This window comes from Pararhizobium sp. (assembly GCF_035497515.1).
Taxonomy (GTDB): Bacteria; Pseudomonadota; Alphaproteobacteria; order Rhizobiales; family Rhizobiaceae; genus Pararhizobium.
The window spans coordinates 32,707-48,110 of the sequence record NZ_DATJDJ010000234.1 but is presented as its reverse complement, the minus strand read 5'-3'; the positions used below and the strand labels follow the sequence as shown (position 1 = coordinate 48,110).

General features: G+C 59.8%; 12 protein-coding genes. 3 read left to right on the top strand and 9 right to left on the bottom strand.

All coding sequences use genetic code 11. From position 1 onward, the window contains the following. Positions 1-7: 7 nt before the first annotated feature. On the top strand, positions 8-1,078 hold the full coding sequence (locus VL202_RS24660) for a sn-glycerol-3-phosphate ABC transporter ATP-binding protein UgpC (protein WP_325466693.1): 1,071 nt from the start codon (positions 8-10) through the stop codon (positions 1,076-1,078). 22 nt (positions 1,079-1,100) lie between these two features. Further along, positions 1,101-2,537 (top strand): aldehyde dehydrogenase family protein, encoded by a 1,437-nt coding sequence (locus tag VL202_RS24655; protein ID WP_325466692.1) that lies wholly within the window; start codon positions 1,101-1,103, stop codon positions 2,535-2,537. An 84-nt stretch (positions 2,538-2,621) separates the two neighbouring features. Here the strand turns inward: VL202_RS24655 and VL202_RS24650 are convergent, their stop codons facing one another. The 7 genes from VL202_RS24650 to lysA form a co-directional block, all read right to left on the bottom strand. Beyond that, a complete protein-coding gene (locus VL202_RS24650; protein WP_325466691.1) occupies positions 2,622-4,115 on the bottom strand; it encodes a M81 family metallopeptidase in 1,494 nt (497 codons plus the stop codon). A gap of 4 nt (positions 4,116-4,119) precedes the next feature. Further along, positions 4,120-6,147, bottom strand: a complete 2,028-nt coding sequence (locus VL202_RS24645) for an ABC transporter ATP-binding protein (protein ID WP_325466690.1) — start codon at positions 6,145-6,147, stop codon at positions 4,120-4,122. A 5-nt stretch (positions 6,148-6,152) separates the two neighbouring features. Beyond that, on the bottom strand, positions 6,153-7,022 hold the full coding sequence (locus VL202_RS24640; protein WP_325466689.1) for an ABC transporter permease subunit: 870 nt from the start codon (positions 7,020-7,022) through the stop codon (positions 6,153-6,155). Beyond that, on the bottom strand, positions 7,022-8,038 hold the full coding sequence (locus tag VL202_RS24635; RefSeq protein ID WP_325466688.1) for an ABC transporter permease: 1,017 nt from the start codon (positions 8,036-8,038) through the stop codon (positions 7,022-7,024). Before VL202_RS24635 ends, VL202_RS24640 begins: the two co-directional genes overlap by 1 nt. A gap of 95 nt (positions 8,039-8,133) precedes the next feature. Further along, positions 8,134-9,705 carry an ABC transporter substrate-binding protein gene (locus VL202_RS24630; RefSeq protein ID WP_325466687.1) on the bottom strand — a complete coding sequence of 524 codons (1,572 nt, stop codon included), beginning with the start codon at positions 9,703-9,705 and terminating at the stop codon, positions 8,134-8,136. 150 nt (positions 9,706-9,855) lie between these two features. Continuing rightward, a complete protein-coding gene (gene dapF, locus VL202_RS24625; RefSeq protein WP_325466686.1) occupies positions 9,856-10,740 on the bottom strand; it encodes a diaminopimelate epimerase in 885 nt (294 codons plus the stop codon). Then, positions 10,740-12,032 carry a diaminopimelate decarboxylase gene (lysA, locus tag VL202_RS24620; protein ID WP_325466685.1) on the bottom strand — a complete coding sequence of 431 codons (1,293 nt, stop codon included), beginning with the start codon at positions 12,030-12,032 and terminating at the stop codon, positions 10,740-10,742. The genes dapF and lysA overlap by 1 nt, the downstream gene beginning before the upstream one ends. 143 nt (positions 12,033-12,175) lie before the next feature. Between lysA and VL202_RS24615 the strand changes: the two genes are divergently transcribed. Continuing rightward, positions 12,176-13,102, top strand: coding sequence for a LysR substrate-binding domain-containing protein (locus VL202_RS24615; RefSeq protein WP_325466684.1), 927 nt, complete (start codon positions 12,176-12,178; stop codon positions 13,100-13,102). Positions 13,103-13,254: 152 nt separating this feature from the next. Here VL202_RS24615 and VL202_RS24610 read toward each other — a convergent pair whose 3' ends face one another. Beyond that, positions 13,255-14,475: an NAD(P)/FAD-dependent oxidoreductase gene (locus VL202_RS24610; protein WP_325466683.1), complete on the bottom strand. Its 1,221-nt coding sequence runs from the start codon at positions 14,473-14,475 to the stop codon at positions 13,255-13,257. Between the two features lies 1 nt (position 14,476). Then, positions 14,477-15,394, bottom strand: coding sequence for a DMT family transporter (locus VL202_RS24605; protein ID WP_325466682.1), 918 nt, complete (start codon positions 15,392-15,394; stop codon positions 14,477-14,479). Positions 15,395-15,404 lie beyond the last annotated feature (10 nt).

Below are 15,404 nucleotides of genomic sequence, written 5' to 3'. Positions count from 1 at the left end.
TTTCCAAATGGGTACGGTACAAATACGCGATGTCCGCAAATCCTATGGCGCGGTGCAGGTGTTGCACGGCGTATCGATCGACATCAAGGATGGTGAATTCGTCGCGTTGGTTGGTCCCTCCGGGTGCGGAAAATCGACACTTCTGCGGATGATCGCCGGGCTGGAAGACATCTCCGGCGGCGATATCGTGATCGGCGGCCGAGTGGTCAACGACGTCGCACCGAAGGACCGCGACATCGCCATGGTGTTTCAGAACTACGCGCTCTACCCCCATAAAAACGTGCGTGACAATATGAGCTTTGCCCTGCAGCAGCGCCGCGTGCCCAAGCCGGAGATCGCGACACGGGTAAACAACGCGGCACGCATTCTGGGGCTGGAACCGTTGCTGGACCGCAAGCCGCGCCAGCTTTCCGGCGGGCAGCGCCAGCGGGTGGCCATGGGGCGCGCCATCGTCCGCGATCCCGACGTCTTCCTGTTCGACGAACCGTTGTCCAATCTCGACGCCAAGCTCAGGGTGCAGATGCGTTCCGAACTCAAGGAACTGCACCAGCGGTTGGGCACCACGACAATCTACGTCACGCATGACCAGATCGAAGCGATGACGCTGGCAGACCGGGTTGTCGTGATGAATGGCGGCGTGATCGAGCAGGAAGGGCCGCCGCTCGAACTTTACGACAAGCCCGCCAGCCTTTTCGTTGCGGCTTTCATCGGTTCGCCGCCGATGAATTTTCTTCAGGGCGATATTGTTGACGGAAACTGTTTGAGGCTCGCCGACGGCGCCAGGCTCCCGCTCCCATGCGCCGATCCGAAACAACGCAACCGGTTAACCGTTGGCGTACGGCCGGAACATTTCACCATCGCCGAGACCGGATGGCCGGCGACGGTCTCCATCGTCGAACCGACCGGGTTGGAAACCCAGATAACCGCCCGGATCGCCGGACAGCTCATTCGCGTGCTCGTTCGCGGCCGCACGGCTTTCGCGCCCGGCGAAACCATCTATCTGGCTGTAGCATCGGGTGACATCCATTTCTTCGACGCGGCCCCCGTGCCCGAGCTGGCGCTGAACGATCCCAGCTAACCAGTCTATTCAGGAGAGACACATGCCGAATTTGCACGAATTCTACATCGATGGCCGCTGGACCCCTGCGGGATCGACGCAAGAGCACACGCTGATCGACGCCACCACGGAAAATGCGTTCGGCACGGTCCGGCTTGCCGGCCGGGACGACGTCGATGCCGCTATCATGGCCGCCAAACGGGCCTTTCCGGCGTGGAGCACGAGCGACCCGGCCGAGCGCATCGCGCTGATCAGGCGTATCCAGGAAATCTATGCGGCCCGCATGGAGGACATGGCGCGGGCGATCTCCCAGGAAATGGGCGCTCCGATCGAGCTCGCACGCACGCGACAGGCGCCTGCAGCGTTGCGCCACATGACCAACTTCCTGACCGCGATGGAGGATTTCGACTTTGTCCGGCCTCTCGGCCCCCATGCGCCCGACGACCGCATCCTGATGCAGCCGATCGGCGTCGTCGGCCTGATCACGCCTTGGAACTGGCCGATGAGCCAGGTTGCGCTCAAGGTCATTCCGGCGTTGCTTGCCGGCTGCACCATGGTGTTGAAGCCCTCGGAACTCGCCCCGCTTTCTTCCGCACTGCTGGCGGAGATCATCCACCAGGCTGGCGCACCTGCCGGTGTCTTCAACCTGATCCAGGGGGACGGCGTGACCGCTGGCGCCCGGATGGTAGAACATCCCGATGTTGCCATGATCAGTTTCACGGGCTCGACGCGGGCCGGCGCCAGCATCATCAAGGGTGCGGCCGATACGTTCAAGCGTGTCGCGCTTGAACTGGGTGGCAAGGGTGCGAACCTGATCTTCGCCGATGCGGACCAAGATGCCGTCGAGCGGGGCGTGCGCCAGTGCTTCATCAACAGCGGCCAGAACTGCAACGCGCCGACCCGGATGCTGGTCGAACGTTCGGTGTACGAGCAGGCTGTGGAAAGGGCAGGGGAGGCCGCCCGGTCGATTGCCGTGGGCGCCTCCACCGAAGAGGGGCCGCATATGGGGCCGGTGATCTCGGAGCGCCAGTTCGACCGCGTGCAATCGCTGATCGAGACGGGCCTGCGCGAAGGCGGGCGGCTCGTTGCTGGCGGCACGGGGCGATCCAAGGGATTGAACCGCGGCTATTTCGTGCAGCCGACCGTCTTTGCCGATGTTTCTAACGACATGACGATCGCACGGGACGAGATTTTCGGCCCGGTCCTTTCGATCATTCCGTTCAATGATGAGGAAGAGGCGATCGCCATTGCCAATGACACGGATTACGGCCTGACGAATTATGTGCAGAGTGCGGATGGCGCGCGGCGCAATCGAATGGCACGTCGGCTGCAGGCCGGCATGGTCGAGATGAACGGCATGGCTCGCGGCGCCGGCGCGCCCTTTGGTGGCGTACGCCACTCGGGCGGTGCACGTGAGGGCGGCGTTTGGGGGCTTGAGGAATTCCTGACCGTCAAATCGGTTTCGGGCTGGGGTGCCTGACCCTTCAGCAATGCGCTGTATCCAGGCAAAATGGAGCCGGGTCTTTCATGCACCCGGTTCCATCATCCAGACGACTGCGACGCCCTATGCTGTCGCAACAGGTTTCCATCTGACGCCCGGACGAATCCGCTGATACGGAAGTTCGGCCGGGTCGGCGGTATTGTAGCCGGGACTTTTTACCACAAGGATACGCTCGGCGATCGCTTGAAAGTCCGCCCGGAAATGTACCGAGCTTTTCAGGCCGATGATCTTGAAGGCGTTCGGATCGACGCCCAGATGGCGAAAAATCGCCTGCGTGCCTGCCTGTGACCGCCTGCTGCCGACAACGATATCGACCTTGGAGTCGGCAATGCGCAACAGCGCCAACGGACCGAAATCGACCGTGCTTCCGGCGTAGAATGCGCCGCTCCCCTGAAATTCGCCATTCGCCAATGCCAAAACCTCGAAGGTATCCGTCAGCGGCGTAACGCCAGCCGGACCACCCCGACCGCCGATGTCAGCAGTGAACGTAGCGCCAGTGCCACGATCATGCGCAAGCCTGGCAATTTCGGGATCGAAAACGACCGCCACCACCGCGCCCTTTGCCTGGCATGCGACAAGGCTCTTTATCAATCCTGTCGTATCACCGGACCCGCCAGCACCGGGATTGTCTTGCGTATCCACCAGGATCACCGGGCGTGTCGCAGTTTCAGCGAGTGACATCGCAAGGCGCACACCGGCTTCTTCGTCAAGGACTTCGTCCTGGGCATAGGCCTGCTCGGCTTGCTGAACCACCTCAGCGAGCACACCGGCGAGCCGCTCGGTTTCGCCCGGGGCGCCGTAGCCGAGAACCGTCGGGCCGCAGTCTGCCGTATCGGAAGGCGGAAAGCCCGGCGAGAAACTGAGATGGACCTCATTGTCCAGTTCGAGACCCTCCAGTTTCTCATAAATTGCCTTCGTGGGGCCGGAAAGCGTGCATTGAGCCGGGATTGGAATCAGGAAAGGAAGCTGGATCAGCGTCTTGGTAAAGCGCTTGTTCTCCCGCAGCATGTCGAACACAACCTGAGCCGTCCGGTGTCCGGTTTCGGCCATGTCGACATGCGGATAGGTGCGGTATGCCGACATGAAATCGCTGTTGTCCGCCATGGACTGACTGACATTGGCATGCAGATCAAGGCTGGCCGCAATCAGCACATCGGGCCCGACAGTTTCACGGATGCGGCGGAGAAAGTCGCCCTCGCCGTCGCCGATGCCCTCCACAACCATGGCGCCATGCAGATCGAGCAGGATGGCGTCGAATGGCCCTTTCTCGGCGATGCCTTCGAGGAAAAGCGCGACTATTTTCTCGTAGGCGTCGCGCTCGACCATGCCGCCCGGCTCCGCTTGCACCCAGACCAGCGGTTCGAACGGAATGGCTTGCGCGTTGGCTTCATCGATCATCCCTGCCGCGGGCAGGTTGCGTCCGGCCAGGACCGGGATGATCGCCGCACCGAGCGTCAGGGGTGGCCAGCCGCCCGGAATATTGAAGGCCACCCAGCCTGTCGTATCCGGCACGAAGGTATTGGTCTCGTGCTGGAAGCCACCGATTGCAATCTTCATTCCGTTACCTCGCATTCTCTACGTAAAATTCGCGCGGGCGTATGCAACGGACGTGTCGCCCGTCGTCCATCGCACGCAACATCTGCGGTTTCGAGCAGTCGCTGTCGGCCTGGTCGCATCGATCCTTGAAGAAACAACCCGTCGGAAGTTTGCGATTGCTGGGCAGTTCGGCATTGCGCAGCGGCTGATTCAGCGTCGCATCCTGTTCAAGCTTTGGCACCGCGGCCAGAAGCGCACGCGTATACGGATGCGCGGGCCGTTCCAGCACATCCCGCGCACTTCCGAGTTCAACGACCTGACCGAGATACATGACCGCAACACGGTCGGCGAAGTGCCGGATCACAGCGACATTGTGGGAGATAAACAGGTAGGTCAGGTTCATCTGCTGCTGCAGATCGGCCAGCAGGTTCAGGATCTGCGCCTGAACGGAGACATCGAGGGCTGACGTCGGCTCGTCGAGAACCACAAGATCCGGCTGAAGGGCCAGGGCGCGGGCAATCGCGATGCGCTGGCGCTGTCCACCGGAAAACTGATGCGGGTATCGCGACAACTGTTCGGGGCGAAAGCCCACCTTCTGCGCAAGGTCCAGAACCCGCTCGCTGATCTGTGCATTCGAAAGCTCGCCGGCGACAACCAGCGGCTCGCTGATCAATGCCTCGACCGACATTCTGGGGTCGAGCGAACCCTGCGGATCCTGAAAGACAATCTGGAAGTTCTGACGCAGTTTCTTGAGCGCCTTGGGCGATTGCGTGGACAGGTCGCTGCCATCGAACACGACATGTCCGGATGTCGCACGCTGCAGTCCCATGACAACCCGCGAAAGCGTACTCTTGCCGCAGCCGGATTCGCCGACGATCCCCAGCGTTTCGCCGCGCCGGATATCGAGGCTCACACCGTTCAACGCGTGGACATGGGATCTTGGACGGCCAAGCCAGGTCTGGCCAACCGGAAAGCGGACTTCGACATCGGTGAGACTGAGCAATGGCGCGGTATGGACGCTGGTGTCGGCAGTGGCATTCATCATTCTTGGCGGTGTCTTGCCGCCCTGGGAAGCTACGTCCTCGGAACGCCAACAGGCAACCTTGTGGCCATCGGACTGCTTGCTCGCAAGGAGCTGCGGCAGTGTCGAACAGTTTTCATGGCTCAGAGAACAGCGGGGACGGAAACTGCAGCCGCTTAGTCTATCGCCGGCACTTGCTGCCGTGCCGGGAATGGCCGCGAGATAGTGCTTGGGTTCGGTCGCCTCGGGGAGGGATTGCAGGAGGGCGCGCGTATAGGGATGAAGCGGTTGCTGCAACACCTCACGGGTCGTGCCCTGCTCGATGATGCGGCCAGCATACATCACGTAAGCGCGGTCGCACAATTGCGAAACCACCGCCAGATCATGGGTAATGAAGAGCACGGCCATGCCGCGCTCACGCGCGCGTTCGCGCAGAAGGCCCAGCACCTGCGCCTGCACCGTCACGTCAAGCGCGGTGGTCGGCTCATCGGCAATCAGCAGGGAAGGGTTGCAGGAAAACGCCATGGCGATCAGGACGCGCTGGCGCAAACCACCGGACAGCTCGAAAGGATAGGACAGCATGACGCGATCCACGTCCTGCACCTGCATTTCGATCAACAACTGGCGCGCGCGCAGTTCCGCCTCCGATTTGCTGACCTGTTTCTCATGGGTGCGTATCACCTGGGTGATTTGCCGCCCGATGCGGATGGTCGGGTTCAGGGCATTCATCGGCTCCTGGAAGATCATCGACGCGGTCGCGCCGCGCATCTTGCGCAACTGCCTCGGGTCGGCCTTCAGCACATCGTCTTTGAGAACGAGAATCTTGCCATCGCGGTACAGGGCCGAGCCCTCTGGCAGCAGCCGGAGCACCGACATGGCCGTCACGGATTTCCCGGAGCCGGATTCGCCGACGAGTCCGATGATCTCGCCGGGTTCGATGTGAAAGTTCACGCCCTCGAGCGCCGGAAACGCTTCCAGACGATGCGGAAATTCCAAGGAAAGATCTTCGACCTTCAATACAGGCTGGGTCATGTCGTTCATCGTCCCTGCATACGCGGATCGGTCATTTCACGCAGGCCGTCGCCAAAAAGGTTGAAGCCGATCGCGGTGATCAGGATGGCAAGGCCTGGAAAGGTCGGAAACCACCACTGGTCGAGCAGGAAGTTGCGGCCCGTTGCAACCATGGCGCCCCATTCCGCAGCCGGCTCCTGCGCACCAAGGCCGATAAAGCTCAGCGCCGAGGCCGTGAGGATCGCAGCACCGATATCCAGCATGGCCTGCACGAGAACCGGCGCCAGAGCATTGGGTACGATATGACGACACACAGTGCGGATTCTCGACGAGCCGAAGGTCTCCGCCGCCTTGACGTAAGACCGTTCACGCAGCGATAGCGCCTGCCCACGCGCAAGGCGGACATAGAACGGAATACGCAGGACAGCGATGGCGAACATGGCATTGGTCAGGCTGGGGCCGAGCGCGGCAGCCAGCGCGATGGCCATGACAAAGGCCGGGAAGGACAGCATGACATCCATGACGCGCATGATCGCCGTATCGACCTTTCCGCCCGCCAGACCCGAAAACGCGCCGACAACCGCCCCTATCGGCATGGCCAGCAGCACCACGCCCAGGCCAACCGACACCGAGATGCGGGAGCCGTAGACAACCCGTGAAAAGATATCGCGCCCGATCTGGTCGGTGCCGAACCAGTGCTTGGCGCTTGGCGCGGCAAGACGGTTGAGAATATCCAGCTTGGTGGGTTCGTAAGGCGCGATCCACGGCGCAAAGATCATGACGCACAGAACGATGGCGACGATGACATTCCCGATGATCATCTGCGGATGAAGGCTCAAACGATAGAAAAGTCCGCCCCAATCGAAACGGCTGGTCTTGTTCATGGCAATGCTCATCAGCCGATAGCCCGGATTTGCGGATCGAGTGCCGCGTAAATGAGATCGACCACCAGGTTCACCAGAACGTACACGGTGGATGCGACAATGGTGAAGCCCATGATTGCGGGGAAATCGAGCGCTGTAATCGACAGCACCACGTAATTTCCCATGCCTGGCCACGCGAAGATGGATTCCGTCAGGACGGCTCCGTAGAGAAGGTCGCCGAAGGCAAGCCCGACGATCGTCACCGACGGTATCAGCGCGTTTCGCAGCGCGTGATCGAGCACGATGCGCGCTGGAGACAGGCCGCTTGCACGCGCGGTACGGATATAATCCTCGCGCAGAACTTCCAGCATGGCAGAGCGGATTTGCCGCATCACGACGCCGACATGAATGAAGCCGAGGGTCAGGCTTGGCAGGAGCAGATATTTGAACGCGCTCTTGAAGGCTGTCCAGTCGCCGGCGATCAGGGAATCCACGAGGTAGAGGCCTGTGACATGGACCGGCGGCGCGAGGGAGCTGTCGATGCGACCGGAGGCTGGCAAGATGCCGAGCTTGCCATAGAAGAAATAGATCAGCAGCAGACCGAGCCAGAAAGCAGGCGTTGATATCCCGGTGACGGAGATCGTGTGGCCGATATGATCAATGGCCTTGCCCTTCCACAACGCGGAAAGACCGCCGAGCGGCACACCGAAGATCAGGGATATGCTCAGGGCCACAGCAGCAAGTTCGAGTGTTGCCGGAAAGAAGATCAGGATATCATCGAGAACCGGCCGCTGCGTACGGATGGATATGCCGAGGTCGCCCTGCAACAGGTTCGACATATATTTGAAATACTGGACAAGCACCGGGCGGTCGAGCCCCATGTCCTTGTAGATCTTCTCGACAAGTTCCTTGGGAGCCTTGTCGCCGGCAATCATCTCTGCCGGGTTACCGGGGATCATGTGGGAGATCACGAACGTGACCAGGGACACCCCGAAAACGACCAGGAACAAAAAGACGAAACGGCGCCGGATCGTGTTGATGAAAGACATGTCTAACTCGCTAAATTATCCAGACTTGATGGTATGGCGCTGGAAGCCATGGGAAAGCTGCCCGGGCCGTCCATGGCCCGGGCAGTTCGTTTCTCTTAGTTCTTTTTCATATCCGCGAAGTTGTACATCTGCAGCAGCATCGGGTTATAAACATAACCTTCCACATTCTTGCGCATGGCAACCTGGAAATTGCGCTGGAAGAGCATGACGTAAGGCGCTTCCTCGGCAGTAATTGCCTGCACCTTCTTGTAGGCTTCTTCGCGTGCGGTCTGGTCGGAGATCACGTCCGCATCCCGAATCAGCTTGTCGACGTCCGGATTGGAATAAAACGCGCGATTGCCCGACAGCCCCTGGTACTTCGAATCGAACCACCACTTGACGAATTCCGATGGGTCGGCCAGGTCTGGCGACCAGTTGCCGGCGGCGATATCGAAGTTGCCCTTGTCGATCTTGTCGCGCATGGTCGGATAGTCGTTTTCCTGCATGTCCAGCGTGATGCCGAGCGGGGCCAGCGCCTGCTGCAAGACAAGGCCGGTCACTTCCCAGTTCGGGTCGGTTTTGGCATACAGAAAACCCAGCTTGGCATTGGAAACGCCTGCTTCCGCCAGAAGCGCCTTCGCCTTTTCCGGATCGTATGTGTACTGCTTCACGGTCTCATCATGCGACCACATGCCGGACGGCACGGCACCGCGCATCTGCTTGGCCTTGCCGTGCAGGACGCCGTCGATAATGCCCTGATAATCCATGGCGTAGGAGATCGCCTGGCGAACCTTGACGTTGTCGAGGGGAGCGCTCTTGTTGTTCAAATAGAGATAGGTGACGAAAAAGCCGGGCTCATCGACGATGGCCACATCTTCGACGCTTGCCAGCGATTCCAGCTGGTCGGACGGAAGGTCTTCAACCAGATCGAGATCACCCTTTTCCAACTGCAAACGGCGTGCGGAGGCATCCTTGATGATGCGGATCACCACCTTTTTCAGAGCAGGCGTACCGGCATAATGCTGGTTCGGCTCCATAACGATCTGCTGACCCTTCTCCCAGCTTGTGACCTGATAGGCACCGCTGCCCATCGTATGATCAGCGAGATAGGCCTGGCCCATGTCGCCAGCGGCTTCATGCTGCATGACGGCCGGATTGACGATGCTGGCACCGGAGCCGGCGAGCAGCGACAGGAACGTTGCCGACGGGTTTTCGAGGGTGAAGCGGATCGAGTCGGCATCCACCAGTTCGATCTTGGTGATCTGGGTAAACTGCTTCGACTGGCTCTTCTCTACCTTGACGACGCGTTCGATGCTGAATTTGACGGCTTCATTGGTGACAGGCGTGCCGTCGGCGAATTTATGACCCTTGGCAATCTTGAAGGTCCAGACCTTGGCATCGGGACTTGCTTCCCAGCTTTCAGCAAGCTCCCCGATCATATCCGAAGCAGAACCGTTGTACTTCACCAGTCGCTCGTAAGCAGGATAGGTTACGGTGAAACTGTTGTTGGTGCCGGTTACAGCCGGATCGATGTTGTCTGGATCGCCAGCCTTGCCGAGCGTGAAAACATCCTGTTCGGCAGCGTAAGCCACGGTGTGCGGCAGATAGGCAGCACTGAACGCCAGGACGCCCACCATCAGTGCCCGTCGCGACAGTGCGAGCGTCGAGTTCGAAATCTTGTAGTTCATGTCATGTTCCCCATTGTTTATTCGTTATTGATACGGCGGCGAAATCGGCGTTGTAAAATATCAATTCAAAATTCTTTTCATTCAAAATTGATATGTAACAATGTTCACCCTTCGCCTTCCATTGGTTTGGCGGCAACCCGTTAAAAGTGCTCATTCCTGTGGAAAGAAACCGTGGAAAGAGACGGAGACCGATCCCGTCAATGCCAGCGTTTCATCGTCCAGAACCGTTACCTCAAGAAGACCGCCCGGCATGTCGACAGCGACCGTCCTGCTGGTAATCCGCCTTTCTCTCCAAGCAACCGAGACCGCAGCACACGCGCCACTTCCGCACGCAGCCGTCAGGATGCCCGGACGCTCGTACACCACCAGTTTGATCCGGTCTCCCGCTACGATCTCGGCCACCCCGATATTGGCCTGTTCGGGCAGGTAACTGCTCTTCTGTAACGGCTCGGCGAGGGCTCGCACGTCGAGAGCGTCACGATCCGGCACGAAATAGACCAGATGCGGGTTTCCCATGTTAATCGCGAACGGATTGGCAAGCGCACCGTTGTCGAGAAGGCCGTTTGCGGCGGCGAGCGGGCCGGCCAGCGGGATCGATTGCCAGTCCCGCGCTCCCATGCCGACCGTCAGACTGACGCGGTGATCCCCGGCGCGCCGGCCCGGAATGAGGCCGCCGATCGTCTCGATAACGACCGCATCGGTTTCCGTTTCCTCCATCAGCAGCCAGGCGGCACAGCGCGTGGCGTTCAGGCAGGTTTCGGCCTCGAGGCCGTCGATGTTATAGATCCGCAGTCGCGCTGTGGCCTCAGGATTTTGCGGCACTTCAAAGACCAGTAGCTGGTCGCCTCCAATCCCCAGATGCCGATCGCAGATCCACTGGATGCGGGCGGGCGACGGCTCGAACGGGGTTGCCCGTCCATCCACGACCACGAAGTCATTTCCCAGTCCGTGGCATTTGATAAACTGAACGCCCAGGGCATCCATGTCAGCGTGCAGGGGCGCCAACCCCTGACCGCTCAATTCTTCCGCCGACATCAAATGCTGCCCTCGGTATTCACACGTTCATACTGTAGAAGGTCAGCCACGGTCTGCTTGCGGCGAATGAGGAAGTAGTTGTTCCCTTCGACAAGCACTTCCTGCACAAGAGGACGGGCATTGTACGTCGAGGACATGGTCGAGCCGTATGCGCCTGCGACGCCAAGGGCGACAAAATCCGATTTTTCAAGCGGGGGCAGGGAGGTAAACCTGCCGAAGGTATCCGAGCTTTCACAGACCGGCCCGACCAGATGGCAGGGCACGGCGCTCTCCTGTTCCGTGGGCTCCTTGATCCGCCAGGCGGGATGCGTTGCCCCATAAAGCGCCGGACGCATCAGGTCGTTCATACCCGCATCGACAATCGTAAACGTCTCGCCGTCAGCCTCTTTGTTGTAAAGCACTTTCGTCACCAGCGCTCCGGCTTCCGCAACAATGAACCGTCCCGGTTCCATGGTCAGCGCACAGCCGCAATCGCCCAGGGTTTCCCGGATAGCATTGGCATAGGCATCGACATCGAACCGCGGCTCGGGGCTGTAAGCGACGCCCAATCCGCCACCGAGATCCAGCCGCTCGACCGTCAATCCTTCGGCCCGCAATACCTTGACCAGATCGGCGACACGCTCGAAGGACTTGCGGAACGGCGTGACGTCCGTGATCTGCGAACCGATATGGACGGCCAGCCCGACAAGGTTGATATGAGACAGGCGCGAGGCGAGAGCGTAGACCTCGGGTGCTTGCTGATAGCTGATACCGAACTTGTTCCCGCGGGTTCCGGTGGTGATCTTGGGATGCGTCCCGGCGTCGACATCGGGATTTATCCGAAGGACTACGGTCGCGACCTTGCCGAGCGCGCCGGCAATCTCGTCGATCGCCACCAACTCCTCGACGGATTCGACATTCAGCTGGTGGACGCCTGCATCAAGCGCGGCCACGATTTCCTCATGGGTTTTTCCAACGCCCGAAAACACCATTCGTGCACCTGGAAAACCCGCCGCCTGCGCGCGTTCCAGCTCGCCGCCGGATACCAGATCCACCCCGCACCCAAGGCCAGCCAAGATCCGCAGCAGCGACAGATTACTGTTGGCTTTCATCGCATAACAGATTTGCACATCGAGCGACGCCATTGCATCCACAAGCAATTTGACCCGCGCCCGTATGGCCGAGGCTGAATATATGTAGAACGGCGTCCCGACATCACGGGCGACCTCCCGCACGGAGACGTCTTCCACATGCAGCTCGCCCTTCTGATATACGAAATGCTCTACATGGGGGCGCAGTAAGTCCTTCGGCATCGTTCCTCGCAGCTCATGGCCATGTTTTTGCGGCCTTTCATGAGGTTTTACGCTAACAGATCGATACATGTCGTCAAATTCATAGTAATCCGGCTATAAACCATTTCTGATATGCCTCGGCTTCGATCTGCAAAGGTGACCCCATGCGACTGACCCATCGCCAGCTGGAAATTTTCCAATCGCTGATGCACACGCTCAACGTGACCGAGACGGCCAATCAGCTCTACTCGTCTCAACCGACGATTAGTCGGGAATTGAAGGGGCTTGAAGCCACGCTCGGCTTTATCCTTTTCCATCGGGAAAACCGACGGCTGGAGCCGACGCCGCAAGCGGCCGCGCTGAACGTGATCATTCAACGGTCATTTGTCAGCATGGGAGAAATCATGCGCGGCGCCCGCGAAATTCTCGGCGATCGACTGGATCGCGTAACGGTGGCCTGCCTGCCTGCATTCGCCCATGCTCTCCTGCCCTTGGCCATAAAGCAGTTTCACGAGGGCTCTCCGAACACCGCCATCAAGATACATTCGCTTGAAGAGACTGCCCTGACCCGCGACCTGCTGAGCAAGTTTTTCGATCTCGCCATTGTCGAGGGAAATTTCGACGGCAGTTCGAACTCCATCCTCAGCCTCTATACCGGCGATCTCCTTTGCATCATGCCGGCGTCGCATCCGTTGACACTGCATGATGTGCTTCAGCCCGAGCATTTCGACGGCCACAATTTTATTTATTATTCAGAGGAGGATTCCTATCGCCGTCAACTCGACGCCCAGTTCGAAGCCGGAAACACCGGCAGGCGGCTGCTGATCGAAACGACGACGGCAACGTCCATCGGCACCCTGGTCGGCGCCGGGCTGGGAGTTTCAATCGTCAATCCGTTGACGGCGCTGGCATTCGAGGGGCCGAACGTTGCGATCCGTCGCCTGGCCCAACCCATTCCCTATTACCTCAAGATCTGGCAGCCACAACCGATCAGGAAAAATCACCTGGGGCCCCAGTTTGTCGAGGCGATCATCAAAAGCACCGAGGAATTCGTGACGGCGCTCGCCGCTCGCAATCTGTGCGTCAGATGACGATCGCGGTAGTGCACCGGCGACTATGCGATGCTGCAGAGAGGGCACACGTCGTCGATTACACTGCGATTTCAGCGGCGTGGGACTCCACCGAGGTAAATCCCACGCCGTCGGCTGCACGCCTATCAAAAAACAGGTCGCCGAGTTGCAGGTTATATCAAGGTCAGGAGTTTCGCTGCGCGCGCACCTGATTCCAGCGCGCCGTTGAGCGACGCGAAATGGGTGTGCTCGCCGGCGAACGCAATCTTGCCGGCTGCCTGGTCGAAAATGCCGTCCTGTTCCGGATGCCAGTCTAGGCCGGGCATGGAATAGGCCCCTTGCGTATGCGGGTTGGTTTCCCAGTTGGTAAGGATGTAGTCATCGCTCACATCGAGGTCGGTGCGATAGTTGCGCGTCTGCTGCAACCAATGGCTCCCGCCGTCTTCGAGGTGCAAGCTGTCCATCGTCGCCTTGCCGCCGGCATAGACGGTCAGCGCGCCGCGAGCGACATAACCCTGCTTGGATTCCGTACTCCACGACCACCACGGGGCATTCGGCGCCTGCATACCTCTGGGCGGGGTCTCGCCGCTGACCACAACGTTGAGTTTCGCCGCAGCACCCATGACGCGCCCGTCAATCGCGGTGCGCATGAACGGCGGCAGCTCGAGCGAGCCAATCAGCTTTTTCAGCTTCGGCAACGGCACCGCGATCACCGCGCGGTCGCCGTGGAAAACATCTCCCGCGGCGGACGTGAATTGAACGCCCGCATCGGTCTGTGTGACATCGACGATCGGCGTGTCGAAGCGCACGATGTCGCCGATCCGGCGGTGGATTTCCTTGGCGACGGCATCGTTACCCGCCATCACCCGGCCCCGGTGTTCGATATAATCCTGCGAATGCCCCTGGAACATCCTGGCCACCGCAATGCCGTTGATCTTGTCCGGGTCGCAGGTCGTCGTGGCAAACAGCTTCTGGCAATAGGGGAGATCTGCATAGTCCGGCCCGTAGGCCTCCCGCGCAACCTCCCGGAGCGAAACGCGGTAACCGCGTGTCCCGACCAGTCGTTCCGCGGCCTCGGTCAGTTTGCGGATATTCTCGGCAAGCTCCGCCGGAGACATGATCGTGCCGTCGACCTGCCAGCGCCGGTCGAACATGATGCCGAGCGACACGATGGGGAGACCGAACTCGGCGCACAGCCGGCGGATGGTGTGATCGTTGACGTCGATGAACTCGCCGCCATGTTCGATGACTTCCCCATTCGAGAGCACTTCCGACCAGCATCGACCGCCGACGCGATTGTTCGATTCGAAAACCTCGACGGTATGCCCGGCCTTCGTCAGCTCCCACGCCGCATTCAGTCCGGCCAGACCCGCACCAGCCACAATAAATTTCATGTCAGTTCTCCTGGTTCAATGGAACGGTTGATCGCGATTTCGTGTGGTAGGAGGTGAAAAGGGCACAGCAGATCAGGATTGCCACGCCCAGAAATGTCGTCCTGTCGGGAAACTCACTGAAGAACCACAGGCCAGCCAGCGTCGAACTGATCATCTCCATGTAAGACAGGGGCGCGATCAGCGACGCTTCGCCGAATTCATACGCTTTGATCATCAGGAACTGCACGAGAAGTCCCACCAGAGCCATCGCCATGATGAGCAACCATTTCTCGAGGTTCATCGTCTCCCACAGGAAGAACATGAACGGCGCTGCCAGCGCAGTCGCCGACGCGTGGGTGTAGAATGTCGTGGTCAGGGCAGAGGCGACCTTGACGCCGGATCGCACGGTGATCACGTACAAGGCCATGAACGCGCCAGCCATCAGGGCGAAGATGCTGTTTGGTTCGAACGCGTCCGAGTTCGGACGGATGATCATCAAGGTTGCCGCGAACCCGATGACGAGCGCAGACCAGCGTGACGCGCCGACCTGTTCCTTGAGAACATATTTCGAGAGGATCGTGACGAAGAACGGCTGGACGAAGCTGATCGCCAGCGCATTGGCGATGGGCATGAACTCCAGCGCGATGAAGAAACAGGTCGTCGAGCCGACGATGGAAAGGCCGAGCATGAAGACCGGCAGTGGTTGCCGGATCCTTCCAAGCGATTGCGGACTGTAGATCCTGACCACCGGCACCAGCAGCAACGTTCCAGTCGCCATGCGCAGGAATACCGTCTGTAACGGCGGTATTCCCTGCTGCACCAGCATCTTGGCGAAGACATCGACGATCGGAACGACAAACATCGCGATACACATGAGGACAATGCCGAGGAGCGCCCGGGAACTGTCGCCCGGGCCGGCGGCGCCTTGCTGCGTGGTCATGGAAGGGTCC

Bases quoted from the DNA above. Each gene is read 5' to 3' on its own strand.
- VL202_RS24645 (WP_325466690.1), bottom strand. From the start codon at position 6,147: ATGACCCAGCCTGTATTGAAGGTCGAAGATCTTTCCTTGGAATTTCCG.
- VL202_RS24610 (WP_325466683.1), bottom strand. From the start codon at position 14,475: ATGAAATTTATTGTGGCTGGTGCGGGTCTGGCCGGACTGAATGCGGCG.
- VL202_RS24655 (WP_325466692.1), top strand. From the start codon at position 1,101: ATGCCGAATTTGCACGAATTCTACATCGATGGCCGCTGGACCCCTGCG.
- dapF (WP_325466686.1), bottom strand. From the start codon at position 10,740: ATGTCGGCGGAAGAATTGAGCGGTCAGGGGTTGGCGCCCCTGCACGCT.
- VL202_RS24605 (WP_325466682.1), bottom strand. From the start codon at position 15,394: ATGACCACGCAGCAAGGCGCCGCCGGCCCGGGCGACAGTTCCCGGGCG.
- VL202_RS24650 (WP_325466691.1), bottom strand. From the start codon at position 4,115: ATGAAGATTGCAATCGGTGGCTTCCAGCACGAGACCAATACCTTCGTG.
- VL202_RS24635 (WP_325466688.1), bottom strand. From the start codon at position 8,038: ATGTCTTTCATCAACACGATCCGGCGCCGTTTCGTCTTTTTGTTCCTG.
- VL202_RS24615 (WP_325466684.1), top strand. From the start codon at position 12,176: ATGCGACTGACCCATCGCCAGCTGGAAATTTTCCAATCGCTGATGCAC.
- lysA (WP_325466685.1), bottom strand. From the start codon at position 12,032: ATGCCGAAGGACTTACTGCGCCCCCATGTAGAGCATTTCGTATATCAG.
- VL202_RS24660 (WP_325466693.1), top strand. From the start codon at position 8: ATGGGTACGGTACAAATACGCGATGTCCGCAAATCCTATGGCGCGGTG.
- VL202_RS24640 (WP_325466689.1), bottom strand. From the start codon at position 7,022: ATGAGCATTGCCATGAACAAGACCAGCCGTTTCGATTGGGGCGGACTT.
- VL202_RS24630 (WP_325466687.1), bottom strand. From the start codon at position 9,705: ATGAACTACAAGATTTCGAACTCGACGCTCGCACTGTCGCGACGGGCA.